The following is a 15,815-nucleotide window of genomic DNA, read 5'->3' as shown; positions in this document are numbered from 1 at the left end:
TGAAGTTTGCGACAGGAATGACGCTGCGGCAGAAGGTTCTGCCGCAGCGTGCGTTGAGTGAGAGAGGTTGGCGGCACGGGGAACCGCGCCCCTGCGCCTCCCGGGATTAGCGCCCCCAGCGCCTCACAGATTGCGCAGGATGCGTGCCGGCTTCTGACCCAATGCCCGCCAGGTACCGATGAGGCCGAAGCCGACCGTGAGCACCAGCGCCACCGCCGCCGCGCCGAGCGCCGCGCCGGTGGACCAGGCGAAGCTGAGCTTCATCACATAGACAACTACCACATAGGCCGCCGCCGACCCGGCGCCGACCGCGACCACCGCCGTGACGAGGCCAAGGACGGCATATTCCAGCGCGTAGGCCGCCACCAGCCGCGCCCGCGTGGCGCCCAGCGTCTTCAGGATCACCGCGTCATACACCCGGTGATGCTGCCCGGCCGCCAGCGCCCCGGCGAGCACCAGCACGCTGGAGAGCAGGGTGACAAGGCTGGCGCCGCGAATGGCGATGAGCAGATTGCCGACGATCTCGCCGATCTGGGTCAGCGCTTCCTTCACCCGCACGGCGGTAACGGCGGGAAAATCCGCCGCCACGGCGCGGCCGAGGCTGCGCTCGGTGGCGACATCGCCGCCTTCCGGCAGGGTCAGCGTCGCCAGCGAGGTGTGCGGCGCGCCGGCGAAGGTGTTGGGCGAATAGACCATGACAAAGTTGATCGCCAGCCGCTCCCACTCCACGTCGCGCAGATTGGCGATGGTGGCGGTGATGGAGCGGCCGAGCACGTTCACCGTTACCTCGTCGCCGATCTTCAGGCCGAAGGCGTCGGCGATCTCGCGCTCGAAGGAGACCAGCGGCGGGCCGGCATAATCGGCCGGCCACCATTCGCCGCTGGCGAGGACGGAGCCCTCCGGCAGGTCCTGCGCATAGGTGATGCCGCGATCGGAGGAGAGCACCCAGGCGAATTCCGCCGGCGGATCGAGGCTCTCCGCCGGCCGCCCGCCCAGGGTGAGGATGCGCCCGCGCAGCATCGGCACCACCTCCACCTCGCCTTGTGGCGCCTTTTCGCTGAGGAAGCGGGTGAAGGCTTCGGTCTCGGTGTTCTGGATGTCGAGGAAGAAGAAGCTCGGCGCCTCGGTCGGCAGGCGCGAGGTAAGTTCGCGCGTCAGGCTGCGGTCGATCAGCGCCAGCGTCACCAGCAGCGTCAGGCCGAGGCCGAGCGACAGCACGATGGTGGGGGTGAGGGCGGCCGGCCGGTGGATATTGGCCAGGGCGAGCCGCAGCGCGGTGGAGCGCGGGCGCGGCAGCCGGCGGGCGACCGCCATGATGCCGGCCGCCACAAGGCGCAACGTCACCAGCACGCTCGCCGCCGCCGCGAGATAGATCATCGCGATATGCCGCTGCTCGGAGGCATAAACCGCGAGTCCCGCCAGAGCGGCCACCGCCAGCCCGGTGAGGACGACATAGACGAGGCGCGGGCGGCGCCGGGCGCCTTCCACATGTTCGCGGAACAGCGCCGACACCGGCACGTCATGGGCCAGGCCGAGCGGCCAGAGCGCGAAGGCCAGCGCGATCAGCGCGCCATAGGCCAGTGCCAGCAGGATCGCGCCGGGCTGCAGGCTGGGTTCGATGGCGACGGGAAGCAGATGGCCGAAGGCGGCATCGGCGAGGAAGGGCAGGGCGGAGCCCACCGTAATACCGATAGCGATGCCGATCAGCGCGATCAGGCCCACCTCGGCGAGATAGATGCCGAACACCGTCACCCCCGGCGCGCCGAGGCTCTTGAAGGTGGCGATGACGCCGCGCTTGGCGTCGAGATGGCTCTTGACCGCATTCGCAACGCCGACGCCGCCGACCAGAAGCGCGGTGAGGCCGACCAGGGTGAGATATTCGGTGAAGCGGCGGACATTGTTTTCCAGCCGCGGGGCGGCGGCATCGCGGGTGCGGGCCTCGAAGCCGGCCTCCGGCGCGCCTTTCTGCACCCCCTCGACGAATGCGGTGAGTTCCGCCGGGCGGTCCATCTTCACCCGGTAGTGCCAGCGGACCAGGCTGCCGGGCTGCAGCAGGTCGCTCGCCCGCAGCGCCTCGACCGACACCATCAGGCGCGGGCCGAAGCCGATGCCGGTCGAGAGCAGGTCAGGCTCGCGCTGAAGGGTGCCCTTGAGGATGAGCGTCGCGGTGCCGAGCTGGAAGCGATCGCCGGTCTTCAGCTGTAGCCGATCGGCAAGCGAGGGATCGACCAGCGCGCCATAGGCGTCGCCCTCGCGGGCCAGAGCACTGGCCAGCGGCTGCGGCGGGGCGATGTCGAGCGTGCCGACCATGGGGTAGACGCCGTCCACCGCCTTCACTTCCGCCAGCGTGGCGTCGAGCGCCTCGCCGCTGCCGGCCCGGGCCATGGCGCGCAGCGTGGCGATGGTGGAGACGCGCCCGCCCGCCTCAATGAGCCGGTATTCCTCCGGGCTGGCCTCGCGCTGGACGAGGGTGAAGGCGGCATCGCCGCCGAGCAGGGTGGTGCCCTCGCGCGCCAGCCCGTCGGTCAGGGCGCGCGAGAAAGCGCCGACGCCGGCGATGGCGGCGACACCGAGGGCGAGGCAGGCGAGGAAGACCGCAAAGCCGCGCAGGCCGCCGCGCAGTTCGCGCAGGGCGAAGCGCAGCGGCAGGGTGCGACGGCTCGGCGCGCGCAGCGACGGGGCCCGGCCGGCCTCCGCCGCCGAGGTGGACAGCTGATCCGTGCTCATGCGCGCGACTCTGCGTCGGCCCCGGCCAGCGCCTCTTCTGTCTCGACCGCGCCGGAGCGCAGCCGCACCGTGCGGTCGCAGCGGGCGGCCAGCGTCGCGTCATGGGTGACGATGACAAGCGTGGCGCCGCGCCGCGCCTGTGCCTCGAACAGCAGATCCATGATCTGACGGCCGGTGGTCTCGTCGAGATTGCCGGTCGGCTCGTCGGCGACGAGGATGCGCGGCTCCGGCGCCAAAGCGCGGGCCACCGCCACGCGCTGCTGCTCGCCGCCGGAAAGCTGCGAGGGATAATGGTCGAGCCGGTGGCCGAGGCCCACTGCGGTGAGCTCGGCGGCGGCGCGCGCAAAGGCGTCGGCCCGGCCGGCAAGTTCCAGCGGCACGGCGACATTCTCCACCGCCGTCATGGTGGGTATGAGGTGGAAGGCCTGGAACACGATGCCGACATGGCGGCCGCGAAAGCGGGCGAGGGAATCCTCGTCGAGGCCGGTGAGCTGCTGCCCCGCCACCTCGACCTTGCCGGCATCGGCACGCTCCAGTCCGGCCAGCACCATCAGCAGGCTCGACTTGCCCGAGCCGGAGGGGCCAACCAGGCCAACGGCTTCGCCCTGCTGTATCGCGAGCGAGACCCCCTTGAGGATGTGGACGCGCGCCGCGCCGCTGCCGAGGGAGAGGTCCACCCCGTCGAGGCGGATGGCGGTGGCGGTCGTCTTGTCAGAAGGCATGGGGCTCTTTTCGCGTCTGTTCGGGCCGGCGAAGGCCTCGTGCTCTGGAGGCCGACATCTCCCGCACCATATGTTGCGCTGCACCGTTTCCGAAAGGGTAGGCCTTTGTCACGATTGCTCCATCGGCTCTTTGCTCTCTTCGGCCTTGTCCTGCTTGGCGGGGCGGGGCTCGCGACGCCTGTGCTGGCCGAACCGCTGCGTCTCGTGGCGTTTGGCGACAGCCTCACCGCCGGCTACGGCCTGCCCGCCAGCCAGGCCTTCCCGGTACGGCTACAGGCGGCACTCACGGCTAGGGGACACGAGGTTGTGATCGAGAATGCCGGCGTTTCCGGCGACACCACCAGCGCCGGCCTCGCCCGGCTCGACTGGTCGATCCCCGAGGGCACGGATGGGGTGATCCTGGAACTCGGCGCCAATGACGCGCTGCGGGGGCTCGATCCCGCCATTCCCGAGCGCTCGCTCGATGCCATTCTGGCGCGGCTGCAGGCACGCGGCATTCCGGTGCTGATGGCCGGCATGCGGGCACCGCCCAATCTCGGTGCCGCCTATCAGAAGCGCTTCGATGGTCTCTATGAGCGGCTGGCGCAGAAATACGGCGTGCCGCTCTATCCGTTCTTCCTCGATGGCGTGGCCGGCAACAAGGCGGTGAACCTGCCCGACGGCGTCCATCCCACCGCCGCCGGGGTCGACATCATCGTCGAGCGCATGCTCCCGGCGGTGGAGGCGTTCATTGCCTCGCTGAAGGCGGGAGCGCCGGCGGCGGGCGGTGGCGGAGCGGCCGCCGGCGGGGCCAATCCCGGCTGATCCGGCCTCGCCGCGCGCGAGGGGTGATGGCAAAATTGTGACGACGTGTGGCCGGCCGGTCCTCGACGCATGGGGGCGGCTACGCTATCGCTCGCCCCGGGGCCATCCATGTCGTGCGTAGTCTGCCTGTGCGGGGGCACATGAAATACCGAAGCGAGATCGACGGCCTTCGGGCCGTTGCCGTCGTTCCTGTGATCCTGTTTCATGCCGGTTTCGGGGCGTTTTCCGGCGGGTATGTCGGGGTCGACGTTTTCTTCGTCATCAGCGGCTACCTGATCACCATCATCCTCCTGTCCGAGATCGAGAGCGGCACCTTCTCGATCGCCCGCTTCTATGAGCGACGGGCGCGGCGCATCCTGCCGGCGCTCAGCGTGGTGATGCTGGCGTGCCTGCCCTTCGCCTGGATGTGGATGATCCCCGACCAGTTGCGCGAGTTCGGCGCCAGCCTGATGGCGGTGGTGTTCTTCGTTTCCAATTTCCTGTTCTGGAGCGAGGAAGGCAGCTATTTCGCCGCCGCCGCCGAACTGAAGCCGCTGCTGCACACTTGGAGCCTGGCGGTCGAGGAACAATATTACCTGTTCGCGCCGCTGACGCTCGCCCTGCTGTGGCGCTTCGGCCGGCGTACGCTGTTCTGGCTGGTGGTGGCGTCCGCAGTGCTCGGCCTTCTCGCCACTGAATGGGGCTGGCGCTACGCGCCCCGGGCGAATTTCTACCTGCCACAGTTCCGCATCTGGGAACTTCTCGCCGGCTCGATCTGCGGCTTTCTCGCCACCAGCCACCCGCCAGGCGCCAAAAATCTGCCGCGCGCCAGCAATGGGCTGAGCGCGCTGGGGCTGGCGATGATCCTGTTCGCGATCTTCGCCTTCGACGAGAACACGCCCTTCCCGAGCCTCTATGCGCTGGTGCCGGTGGGCGGGGCGGCGCTGGTGGTGCTGTTCGCCCATAAGGGCACATGGGTGGCCCGCGTGCTCTCGGCGCGGGCGCTGGTGGGCATCGGACTCATCAGCTACAGCGCCTATCTCTGGCACCAGCCGCTTTTCGCCTTTGCCCGCATCCGCTCGCTGGTGGAACCAGCCCCGGAGCTGATGATGGGGCTAGCGGTGTTCTCGATGGTGCTGGCCTATCTCAGCTGGCGCTTTGTCGAGCAGCCCTTTCGCCGGCGGACGCTGCCGCTGCTGCCCTCGCGTCGCGCCGTGTTCACGGTGAGCGGCGTGGCCGGCGCCGGATTCGTGGCTTTCGGCCTCTATGCCAAGGTCTCCGCCGGCATTCCGAGCCGGCTCGCCGGGGTGGAGCCGGGCAGCTACGCCGAGAGGCTTCTCGAATCGACGCGCGGTGCAGGCCTCCGCATCGATTGCACGCCGGTGCCGCCGGGCGAGAACCGGGCGCCCCTGTGCGCGGTCTTCACCCCGGAGAACCCAAAGCTGCGCATTCTGATCATCGGTGACAGCCATGCCGGCTCGCTCCTGCCGGCCTTTGCCGGCGTCGGGCGCGACAATGCGGTGTATCAGATGGCGCTCGCCAGCTGCCCGCCGATCAACCGGACCTCGCTGCACCGGGCGATCTTCGATATCGGGGTGTGCGAGCAGGCCACACGCGACCAGGTGCAGGCGGTGCGCGAGGGGCAGTTCGATGTGGTGGTGCTGGCCGCCCGGTGGTCGGTCTATGCCGGCCGCGGCACGGGGCGCCGCTCCTTCGCGCTCGGCCCGGAGGGCGACCCGTTTTTCCCCTCCCTCGCCACTTCGCGCGACACCTTCTCCAGCCATCTCGCGGCGACGGTGAAGGAGTATCGCGATCTCGGCGTCGCGGTGGTGCTGATCGACCAGGTGCCCGAGCACAGGGTGCTGCCGCGCAAGGTGATCGAGCAGGCGATCCTGCTCGATCTGGAGCAGGGGCAGGGCGAGGCGCAGTTTGAACAGGCGGTCAGGGAGACCTCCGTCACCGTCGAGGAGGACGGCAGCCTGCAGGCCTTCACCGAGGCGGAGCTGGACAAGCTGCGCGGCGAGAAGGTCTGGGTGCTGTCGTTCGATGAGCTGTTCGCGCGCGACGGACGCTATCTCTGGGGCGACCGCGACGGCACCTATTATCTCGACGGCGACCACCTTTCCGCCCATGGCGCTGCGCTGGTGGAGCCGGCGATAACGGCCGCCTTCGAGGAGATCGCGGAGGTGATGCCGCCGGGCCGGCCGGCGGGAGAGGCCCCGCCCTGAGGACGGCTTAGCGGGGGCTTTCCGATAGAGGGCGCCTTGCCCGGCGGCGCGCGGCTACCTATCTTGCCAGCACATTCCTCCCCCTTTTTCCGAAAAGCCAGCCCTATGCAATATCGCCCGCTCGGCCGCACCGGCCTCGAGGTCTCCTCGATCTGTCTCGGCACCATGACCTATGGCGAACAGAACACCGAGGCCGAAGGCCACGCGCAGATGGACTATGCGCTCGACCACGGCATCAATTTCTTCGACACCGCCGAACTCTATTCCATTCCGCCCAAGCCCGAGACCCAGGGCTCGACCGAGCGCATCATCGGCAGCTGGTTCAAGGCGCGCGGCAACCGTGACAAGGTGATCCTCGCCACCAAGGTGTGCGGGCTCTCGCATATGACCTGGTTTCGCGACGACGGCTCGCCCGCGCGCCCGACACGCGGGCAGATCCGCGAGGCGGTGGAGAAGAGCCTTAGCCGTCTCCAGACCGACTATATCGACCTCTACCAGCTGCACTGGCCGGGCCGTCCGGTCGATTTGTTCGGCGCCAACCCGACCCGCTGGAAAAGCGCGCCCGGCGATGAAACCCCGATCGCCGAGACGCTGGACGCCTTTGGCGAGCTTGTGAAGGAAGGCAAGATCCGCCATGTCGGCCTCTCCAATGAGAGCGCCTGGGGCACGATGAAATTCCTCAGCGAGGCGGAACGCACCGGCGGGCCGCGCGTCGCCTCGGTGCAGAACGCCTATAATTTGCTGAACCGCACCTATGAGACGGCGCTGGCCGAGGTGAGCCTGCGCGAGAAGGTGGGGCTGCTGGCCTATTCACCGCTCGGCCAGGGCTATCTCACCGGCAAGTACCAGAACGGCGCGCTCCCCGAGGGCTCGCGTACCGCTCTGTTCCAGCGCGCGACACGTTACCAGGTGCCGGGGGCGGAAGAGGCGATCGAGGATTACCTCGCCATTGCCCGCGATGCCGGGCTCGACCCCTCGCAGATGGCCATCGCCTTCTGCCTGACGCCGGAGTTCGTGACGTCGGTCATCATCGGCGCGACGACGATGGAGCAGCTCGCCGCCGATATCGGCGCGGCCGACGTGACGCTGTCGCCGGAGGTGCTGGCGCGCATCGACGCCGTGCACCAGCTTCGCGGCAATCCCTGCCCCTGAGCGGCGCCGGGCGGCGGGCGGGAGCGCGCGCCGCCCTCTCTCAGCCTTCGCCCTTGCTTTCGGGCGGGGCGTGCCGGGTCATCAGCGGCACCTGCGCCATGGCGAAGACCAGGGTCAGCGGGAGATAGCCGAAGGTCTTGAACGCCACCCAGGTGTCGGTCGAGACATTGCGCCAGACAATCTCGTTCAGCACCGCCATGACGAGAAAGAACACGCCCCAGCGGATGGTAAGCTCGCGCCAGCCCTGGTCGGTCAGCACGAAGACGTCGCCCAGCACATAGGGCAGCAGCGGCTTGCGCAGCCACAGCCCGCCGAGCAGGGCGCCGCCGAACAGCGCATTGACCAGGGTCGGCTTCATCTTGATGAAATGGTCGTCCTGCAGCACCAAAGTCAGCGTGCCGAACACCAGCACCACGCCGGCCGAAACCAGCGGCATGACAGCGATCTTGCGGGCGATGATCCACATGACAGCCAGCGCGGCGAAGGTGGCGACCATGAAGGCGCCGGTGGCGAGATAGATGCCGCCGCGGCCGTTGGCGACGAAGAACACGACCAGCGGACCCAACTCCAGCGCGAATTTGAGCAGCGGGTGCATGGTGCGCAAGGGCTTGGCGGACGGCACATCGGACGGTGAATCGCTCATGGTCAGTGCTCCAGTCCGACGATGGCGCGGGCGAAATCGCGCGCCGCGAAGGGTTGCAGGTCGTCAATGCCCTCGCCGACCCCGACGAGATGAATGGGCAGGCCATGCTTGGCGGCCAGGGCGACCAGGATGCCGCCGCGCGCGGTGCCGTCCAGCTTGGTCATGACGAGGCCGGTGACGCCCGCCACACGCTTGAACGCTTCCACCTGCTGGAGGGCGTTCTGGCCCACCGTGGCGTCCAGCGTCAGCACCACCGCGTGCGGGGCGGTGGGGTCCTGCTTCTTGATGACGCGGACGATCTTCTCCAATTCCGCCATCAGCTCGACGCGGTTCTGCAGCCGGCCCGCGGTGTCGATGATGAGCACGTCGGCGCCGTCGGCCCGGGCCTGCTGCAACCCGTCAAAGGCGACGCCGGCGGCGTCGGCGCCGGGAGCACGGGAGACGACGGTGGCGCCGGTCCTGTCGGCCCACACCTTCAGCTGCTCGATCGCAGCGGCGCGAAACGTGTCGCCGGCGGCGAGCACGACCTTCTTGCCCTGCGCCTTCAGGGTGGAGGCTAGCTTGCCGATGGTGGTGGTTTTGCCCGAGCCGTTGACGCCGACCATCAGCAAAATGAACGGCTTGCTGTCCGTGGCGAACACCAGCGGCACGGCGACCGGCTTCAGCACCGCCTCGATCTCGGCAGCGACGAGGGCGCGCACCTCGTCCGGCTCGATGGTCTTGTCGTAGCGACCCTTGCCCACGGCGGAGGCGATGCGGGCCGCCGTGTCGACGCCGAGATCGGCGCGGATCAGCACGTCTTCCAGATCCTCCAGCGTGTCGGCATCGAGCTTGCGCTTGGTGAACAGGTCGGTGATGCCGGTCGACAGGCCGGTGGCGGTGCGGGTGAGGCCCTGGGTCAGGCGCTTCCAGAATCCGGGGCGGGAGGTGGTTTCGTCGTTCATGTCGTTCATGCCGCAATCAGCCGAACGCCGTCATGGCCGGCGATGCGGATATGGGTGAGCGTGCCAGGCGCCAGCGGGGTGGCGAGGCGCACCGGGGTGAAACTCTTGGTGCGGGCCAGCCCGCCGCGCTCGGCCAGAACCTCGCGCCGCCCGCCGATCTCGCCGGCAAGATGGCGCAGCAGCGCGTGGGCGCCCTTCTCGCGCAGGCGGCGTGCCCGCTCGCGGGCCAGCGCAGGCGGCACCTGCGGCATGCGGGCGGCCGGCGTGCCGGGGCGCGGGGAGAACGGGAACACATGCAGATGGGTGAGCCCGCAGGCATCGACAAGGTCGAGCGAGGCGCGGAACTGGGTTTCGGTTTCGGTCGGAAAACCGGCGATCAGGTCGGCGCCGAACACCATGTCCGGCCGCGCCCGCCGCAGCGCGGCGCAGAGGCCGATGGCGTCGGCGCGCGAGTGGCGGCGCTTCATCCGCTTGAGTATGAGATCGTCGCCGGCCTGCAGCGAGAGGTGGAGATGGGGCATCAGCCGCTCTTCTTCCGCCAGCGCCCGCAGCAGCTCGGCGTCAACCTCGACGGAATCGATGGAGGACAGCCGCAGCCGGGGCAGATCAGGCACATGCCGCAGCAGGGCCCGCACCAGCGTGCCGAGCCGTGGCGCGCCGGGGAGGTCGGCGCCGTAGGAGGTGAGGTCGACGCCGGTCAGCACGATTTCGCGGGCGCCGTCGCAGACCAGCTCGCGCACCCGCGCCACCACGGCGCCCATCGGCACCGAGCGGGAGTTCCCGCGCCCGAAGGGGATGATGCAGAAGGTGCAGCGATGGTCGCAGCCATCCTGCACCTGCACGAAGGCGCGGGTGTGCCCCTCGATCGTGTCGGCCGGGCCGTCGAGCAGATGCGGCGCGGTCTCGCGCACGGCCATGATGTCGCCGACCACGACCTTCGCCGTGTCGCCGAGGCCGAAATCAAGCGCGGCGCGGGTCGCCTGCCAGCTCTCGGGCGCCGTCTTCTCGGCATTGCCGAGCACGCGGTCGACGTCGTCCATGGCGTTGAACGCATCGGGGTCGATCTGAGCGGCGCAGCCCGTGACAAGGATGCGGCGCGACGGCGCCTCACGCTTGAGCCGGCGGATGGTCTGGCGGGCCTGCTTAACCGCCTCGGCTGTGACGGCGCAGGTGTTGACGATAACAGCGTTCTCCAGCCCCGCCGCGCCGGCCATCGCCTTGGCGGTAGCGGAATCAAGCGCGTTCAGCCGGCAGCCGAACGTGACGACTTCAACCGACGCGGCGAGGGCAGGGGAGGCGAGCGCCATGGTCACTCGGCGCCGGCGGGGGCGCCGAGCATGGCGGCGGTGAGCCGGCCGTCGAACTCGACTTCGGCCGGGCCGGTCATCAGAATGTGGTCGTCGCTTTCGCGCCAGTCGATCACGAGATCGCCGCCCGGCAGGGTGACGGTGACGCGCCGCCCGGTGAGGCCGAGGCGCGCGGCGCAGACAGCGGCGGCGCAGGCGCCGGTGCCGCAGGCGCGGGTGAGGCCGACGCCGCGCTCCCACACCCTGAGAATGATGTGCTCGGGCGAGACGATCTGCACCACGGAGATATTGGCCCGCTCGGGAAAGATCGGGTGGTGCTCCAGTTCCGGCCCGAGATGGGCGAGGTCGACGGCCTCGACATCGTCGACCCAGAAGATGGCGTGCGGATTGCCGACATTTACAACCGCCGGGGCCCGCAGCACGGGCGCTTCCGCCGGGCCAGCCTGCAATTCGATGGCGCGGGTGTCGGCGACCGGGCCGGCGAGGGGAATGTCGTGCCAGCCGAAGCGCGGCACACCCATGTCGACGGTGATGCCCTCGGGCGCGAGGGTGCAATCAAGCGGGCCGGCAACGCTCTCGAACACCAGATGGTCGGCGCCGGTGCGGCCGGCCTCATAAAGCGCGATGCAGCGCGTGCCATTGCCGCAGGCGCCGGATTCCGAGCCGTCGGCATTGATGATGCGGACAAAGGCGTGGGTGCCTTCGCTCTGCGGCGGGTACAGCGCCATGATCTGGTCGAAGGGCAGCACGCCGTCGCGGGCGAGGGCGCGCGCCTCTTCCGGCGGCACCATGAGCGGCGCGTCCCGCAGATCCAGCACGACGATCTCGTTGCCGAGGCCGTTCATCTTCACGAAAGGGCGGTTTTCCAGCGCGGCCATTGACCCGGTTTCACAGCGTGCGGCGGCAGGGCCACCGAATGTGAGGGAAGAGGGTGCGGCTCTTATATGGCGAAGCGCGGAGGATTGGCCAGACCTATCGACCGCGCTGGCCAGATGGCGTGGCGCTGGCATGCCGGCAGACGTGTCGCAGGCGGGCGACAGGCGCGCGCAAACACCTCAGCGTGTTCCGCGCGGCGTCGCAGGCGGCGTGCGGGAGTGCTAGAAGTCTCGGCCCGCGCCCTTTCCGGTGAACCGACGATGATGGTGATCTCGCCTTTCCGCGCCCTTCCGCGCCGGCTCCTGCACCTGCTCGCGCTACTGGCGGTGCTGGCGCTGCCGGCCCCGCTGCGGGCGCAGGCGGCAACCGAGGCTGCGCCTTCCGCGCCCGGCATCACGGCGCCCGACGCCGCGCCGGATTCGTCGCCGCTCGACGAGGACGACATGATCGCCCCGCCCATGGTGGACCCGCGCTCGGTGGAGACGCAGAACGTCGCCCCCGCGCCCGATCCCCTGACCCGGCCCGATGGCTTTGGCGACCCGGCGGTGATGCAGCCGGTGCCGGTGCTGATGAAGAAGGCGCGTGCGACCTGGGATGACGCCTTCACGACCATTGTCGCCACGCTGAAGCAGATCGATGCCGAGATGGCGCGGCTCAAGCTCAAGCCCAATGGCGCGTCCTTCATCATCTACACCTCGACCGACGATCTCGGCTTCGACTTTGAAGCGGCGGTGCCGTTCGAGGGGGCAACGGCCGAGAAGCCGCAAAACGAGGTGATGTTCTCCGCCTCGCCGGCCGGCAAGGCGCTGCGCTTCACTCATCGCGGCCCCTATGACGCGATGGACCCGACTTATGAGCAGATCGCCAATTTGCTCGACGCCAAGGATCTCGAGGCGCAGGACGTCTATGTCGAGGAATACCGCTCCGATCCGCGCACCACGCCGGAGGACGACCTCGTGATCGACATCTGGGTGCCGCTGAAGTGATTTAACGAGGCCGTCATCCCGGAAGGACCGATAGGCCCTATCCGGGATCGCGCGAAGGCAGCGTGCCCCTTTCTGCGCGCGATCCCGGCTCGAAGGCTGCGCCTTCGTCCGGGATGACGGCGGCAGCAGCCCGATATTCGCCTCGCCCGCCGCTCTGTGCTATGAGGCGCGCAAACGGACATCATCGATAGCCACATGAACCTGATCGATACCACTGCGGCCGCTGCCGCCGGGGCACGCTCTCCCTTAGAGATCGCCGGCACTGAGCCGCCCCGCTCGGAGGCCAAGCCGTCGCCTGCGAAGCCGTCCCTTGCCGGGCTGGATCGCGCCGGGCTGGCCGACGCGCTGGCGCAGATCGGCGTCTCCGAGCGCGAGCAGCGCATGCGCGTCGCCCAGCTCTGGCACTGGATCTATCTGCGCGGGGCGCTGTCCTTCGACGAGATGACCAATGTCGGCAAGGGCCTGCGCGACAAGCTCAGTGCCGCCTACACGCTAGACCGCCCCGAAGTGGTGGTGGAGCAGGTGTCGAATGACGGCACCCGCAAATGGCTGCTGCGCCTGCCCCCTGACATTGCCGGCGACAAGCCGCACGATGTCGAGATGGTCTATATCCCCGAGAGCGACCGCGGCACGCTGTGCGTCTCCTCACAGGTGGGCTGCACGCTCAACTGCTCGTTCTGCCACACCGGCACCCAGCGCCTGGTGCGCAACCTCACCAGTGCCGAGATCGTGCTGCAGGTGATGGTGGCGCGCGACCGGCTCGGCGACTATCCCGGCCGCGACCGTGCCGTCGGTCCCGGCCTGCCCACCGAGGGTGACCGGCTGGTGACCAATATCGTGTTCATGGGCATGGGCGAGCCGCTCTATGCCTATGACTCGGTGGCGAAATCCATCGAGGTTCTGGCCGATGGCGAAGGCCTGGGCATTGGCAAAAGGCGCATCACCGTCTCCACCTCGGGCGTGGTGCCGGAAATCGAGAAGCTGGGCCGCGAGGTCGGGCCGATGCTCGCCATCTCGCTGCACGCGGTGCGCGACGAACTTCGCGACGAGCTGGTGCCGATCAACAAGAAGTACCCGCTGAAAGTGCTGCTGGAGGCCTGCCGCACCTACCCGCCGGCCTCCAACGCCAAGCGCATCACCTTCGAATACGTCATGCTCAAGGGCGTGAACGACAGTCCCGCCGACGCCAAGGCGCTGGTGAAGCTGCTCGCCGGCATTCCGGCCAAGATCAACCTGATCCCGTTCAACCCCTGGCCGGGCACGAAATATGAGTGCTCGGACTGGGAGACGATCGAGCAGTTCTCCGACATCGTTTTTCGCGCCGGCTATTCCAGCCCGGTGCGGACGCCGCGCGGGCGCGACATTCTCGCCGCCTGCGGCCAGCTGAAGAGCGAGACGGAAAAGCTCTCCGCCCGCGAGCGGTTGGCGCTGCGCGCCATGGCGGCGGCGGCGGAATAGGCGGGAACGATGGACAATCTGCTGCGCCTGCTGCTGCGTTTCATCCTCGTGCCGCTGGGCATGATGTGCGGCTTCATCGCCTCCTTTCTGGTGATCCTGTTCGGCTATTGGCGGGTGGGCGACCTTCTCGCCGGCAATGTCGATGTCGAGGCGATCGCGCTCTATGACGCGCTGGCGGCGGCGAGCTACCTGTTGATGATGGTGGTGCTGGCGATGTGGGCGGTGGCGCTGATCGGCATCCTGTTTGCCGAAGCCTTCGCCGTGCGCTCCTGGATGTTCCATGTGGCGAACGGAGCGGTCTCCGCCTGGCTCGCGGCCTCGGTCTTCGCGCCTTACGCGCAGGTGCCGGTGCCCTTCGACGGCGATCTCTACGTGATCGCGGCCGGTTTTGCCGGCGGTCTCGCTTATTGGCTGGTGGCCGGGTGGAATGCCGGCTTCTGGAAGCCGCTTCGGGGCGAACTGGTGGCGCGGCCGTTGCCCCCCGCCCAACCGGCGCCCGCCCAGCCGGCGCCGCCGCCGGCGCCCTAGCCATCGTGCGGAGCTTGCACCGGCGCGCGTCATGCCTATAGTCCGCGCGCCCTTTCGGGCTCGGCCTCTTTCCTGCGCAACATGACTTTTTCGGAACCTGACATGGCGAACGATGTGAAGAAGGTGGTGCTCGCCTATTCCGGCGGTCTCGACACCTCGGTGATCCTCAAATGGCTGCAGACCACCTATGGCTGCGAGGTGGTGACCTTCACCGCCGATCTCGGCCAGGGCGAGGAACTGGAGCCGGCGCGCAAGAAGGCGGAGCTGCTCGGCATCAAGCCGGAAAACATCTTCATTGAGGATGTGCGCGAGGAATTCGTTTCCGAATACGTCTTCCCGATGTTCCGCGCCAATGCGCTGTATGAAGGGCTGTACCTGCTCGGCACCTCCATCGCCCGGCCGCTGATCTCGAAGAAGCAGATCGAGATTGCCCGCAAGGTGGGCGCCGACGCCGTGGCACATGGTGCCACCGGCAAGGGCAACGACCAGGTGCGCTTCGAGCTCGCCTATTACGCGCTGGAGCCGGAGATCAAGGTGATCGCGCCCTGGCGCGAGTGGGACCTGACCTCGCGCACCCGCCTCTTGGAGTTCGCCGAGACCCACCAGATCCCGATCGCCAAGGACAAGCGCGGCGAGGCGCCGTTCTCCGTCGACGCCAATTTGCTGCACTCCTCCTCGGAAGGAAAAGTGCTGGAAGACCCGGCCGACGAAGCGCCGGAATATGTCTACCAGCGCACCATCTCGCCCGAGGCGGCGCCTGACAAGGCGACCTACATCACGGTGGGCTTTGAGAAGGGCGACGCCGTCTCCATCGACGGGGAAAAGCTCTCGCCCGCCACGCTGCTGACCAAGCTGAACGAACTCGGCAAGGCCAACGGCATCGGCCGGCTCGACCTCGTCGAGAACCGTTTCGTCGGCATGAAATCGCGCGGCGTCTATGAGACGCCCGGCGGGACGATCCTGCTGCAGGCGCATCGCGGCATTGAGAGCATCACGCTCGACCGTGGCGCGGCGCATCTGAAGGACGACATCATGCCCCGCTATGCGGAGCTGATCTATTACGGCTTCTGGTTCTCGCCCGAGCGCGAGATGCTGCAGGCGCTGATCGACAAGAGCCAGGAATTCGTCAGCGGCGAGGTTCGAATCAAGCTCTACAAGGGCAATGTCGAGGTGGTCGGGCGCTCCTCGCCCTATTCGCTCTACAACCAGGACCTCGTGACCTTCGAGGAAGGCGCGGTCGCCTATGACCACCGCGACGCCGCCGGCTTCATCAAGCTGAACGCGCTGCGCCTGCGCACCCTTGCCAATCGCGACCGCAAGGTCCGGGGCTGAGGCGCCTCGCACCTGCCTCATCCCCGGGCTTGACCCGGGGACCCAGAGTTTCCGGCGCGCGCTGTCGCTGGGTGCCCGGGTCAAGCCCGGGCATGATGGGGTGTGAGTTTCCCCAGCACTCCGCTTTTC

13 protein-coding genes are annotated in these 15,815 nt (G+C 68.4%); 7 read left to right on the top strand and 6 right to left on the bottom strand.

All coding sequences use genetic code 11. The features are described 5' to 3' along the window. Nucleotides 1–123: 123 nt before the first annotated feature. Nucleotides 124–2,727, bottom strand: a complete 2,604-nt coding sequence (locus A3M1_RS0106305) for an ABC transporter permease (protein WP_018388108.1) — start codon at nucleotides 2,725–2,727, stop codon at nucleotides 124–126. Next, nucleotides 2,724–3,449 (bottom strand): ABC transporter ATP-binding protein, encoded by a 726-nt coding sequence (locus A3M1_RS0106300; protein ID WP_018388107.1) that lies wholly within the window; start codon nucleotides 3,447–3,449, stop codon nucleotides 2,724–2,726. The genes A3M1_RS0106305 and A3M1_RS0106300 overlap by 4 nt, the downstream gene beginning before the upstream one ends. 114 nt (nucleotides 3,450–3,563) lie before the next feature. On the opposite strand from A3M1_RS0106300, the gene A3M1_RS0106295 reads away from it, so the two are divergent. The 3 genes from A3M1_RS0106295 (at nucleotide 3,564) to A3M1_RS0106285 (ending at nucleotide 7,612) form a co-directional block, all read left to right on the top strand. Further along, nucleotides 3,564–4,253 (top strand): arylesterase, encoded by a 690-nt coding sequence (locus A3M1_RS0106295; RefSeq protein ID WP_018388106.1) that lies wholly within the window; start codon nucleotides 3,564–3,566, stop codon nucleotides 4,251–4,253. A 140-nt stretch (nucleotides 4,254–4,393) separates the two neighbouring features. After that, complete coding sequence (locus A3M1_RS0106290) at nucleotides 4,394–6,460, top strand: acyltransferase family protein (protein ID WP_018388105.1); 2,067 nt, start codon at nucleotides 4,394–4,396, stop codon at nucleotides 6,458–6,460. A 105-nt stretch (nucleotides 6,461–6,565) separates the two neighbouring features. Next, nucleotides 6,566–7,612 carry an aldo/keto reductase gene (locus A3M1_RS0106285; protein ID WP_018388104.1) on the top strand — a complete coding sequence of 349 codons (1,047 nt, stop codon included), beginning with the start codon at nucleotides 6,566–6,568 and terminating at the stop codon, nucleotides 7,610–7,612. A gap of 40 nt (nucleotides 7,613–7,652) precedes the next feature. Here A3M1_RS0106285 and A3M1_RS0106280 read toward each other — a convergent pair whose 3' ends face one another. Genes A3M1_RS0106280 through dapF form a run of 4 tightly spaced genes read right to left on the bottom strand, consistent with a single transcriptional unit; the run spans nucleotide 7,653 to nucleotide 11,384 of the window. Then, a complete protein-coding gene (locus tag A3M1_RS0106280) occupies nucleotides 7,653–8,255 on the bottom strand; it encodes a septation protein A (protein ID WP_018388103.1) in 603 nt (200 codons plus the stop codon). Nucleotides 8,256–8,257: 2 nt separating this feature from the next. Continuing rightward, nucleotides 8,258–9,208 carry a signal recognition particle-docking protein FtsY gene (ftsY, locus tag A3M1_RS0106275; RefSeq protein WP_018388102.1) on the bottom strand — a complete coding sequence of 317 codons (951 nt, stop codon included), beginning with the start codon at nucleotides 9,206–9,208 and terminating at the stop codon, nucleotides 8,258–8,260. Then, a complete protein-coding gene (gene mtaB / locus A3M1_RS0106270) occupies nucleotides 9,205–10,506 on the bottom strand; it encodes a tRNA (N(6)-L-threonylcarbamoyladenosine(37)-C(2))-methylthiotransferase MtaB (RefSeq protein WP_018388101.1) in 1,302 nt (433 codons plus the stop codon). The genes ftsY and mtaB overlap by 4 nt, the downstream gene beginning before the upstream one ends. Nucleotides 10,507–10,508: 2 nt before the next feature. Continuing rightward, a complete protein-coding gene (gene dapF, locus A3M1_RS0106265) occupies nucleotides 10,509–11,384 on the bottom strand; it encodes a diaminopimelate epimerase (protein WP_018388100.1) in 876 nt (291 codons plus the stop codon). A 216-nt stretch (nucleotides 11,385–11,600) separates the two neighbouring features. On the opposite strand from dapF, the gene A3M1_RS0106260 reads away from it, so the two are divergent. The 4 genes from A3M1_RS0106260 (at nucleotide 11,601) to A3M1_RS0106245 (ending at nucleotide 15,686) form a co-directional block, all read left to right on the top strand. Continuing rightward, nucleotides 11,601–12,368 (top strand): GyrI-like domain-containing protein, encoded by a 768-nt coding sequence (locus A3M1_RS0106260; protein ID WP_245261591.1) that lies wholly within the window; start codon nucleotides 11,601–11,603, stop codon nucleotides 12,366–12,368. Nucleotides 12,369–12,563: 195 nt separating this feature from the next. Beyond that, nucleotides 12,564–13,826, top strand: coding sequence for a 23S rRNA (adenine(2503)-C(2))-methyltransferase RlmN (gene rlmN / locus A3M1_RS0106255; RefSeq protein WP_018388098.1), 1,263 nt, complete (start codon nucleotides 12,564–12,566; stop codon nucleotides 13,824–13,826). Nucleotides 13,827–13,835: 9 nt separating this feature from the next. Beyond that, the gene (locus tag A3M1_RS0106250) at nucleotides 13,836–14,354 is read left to right on the top strand and encodes a hypothetical protein (protein WP_018388097.1); all 519 of its coding nucleotides are present in this window, start codon (nucleotides 13,836–13,838) and stop codon (nucleotides 14,352–14,354) included. A gap of 102 nt (nucleotides 14,355–14,456) precedes the next feature. After that, entirely contained in the window at nucleotides 14,457–15,686 is a 1,230-nt protein-coding gene (locus A3M1_RS0106245; RefSeq protein WP_018388096.1) for an argininosuccinate synthase, read from the top strand. Nucleotides 15,687–15,815 lie beyond the last annotated feature (129 nt).

The organism is Ancylobacter sp. FA202 (assembly GCF_000380205.1).
Taxonomy (GTDB): Bacteria; Pseudomonadota; Alphaproteobacteria; order Rhizobiales; family Xanthobacteraceae; genus Ancylobacter.
This window is presented reverse-complemented; position numbering and strand designations above follow the sequence as displayed.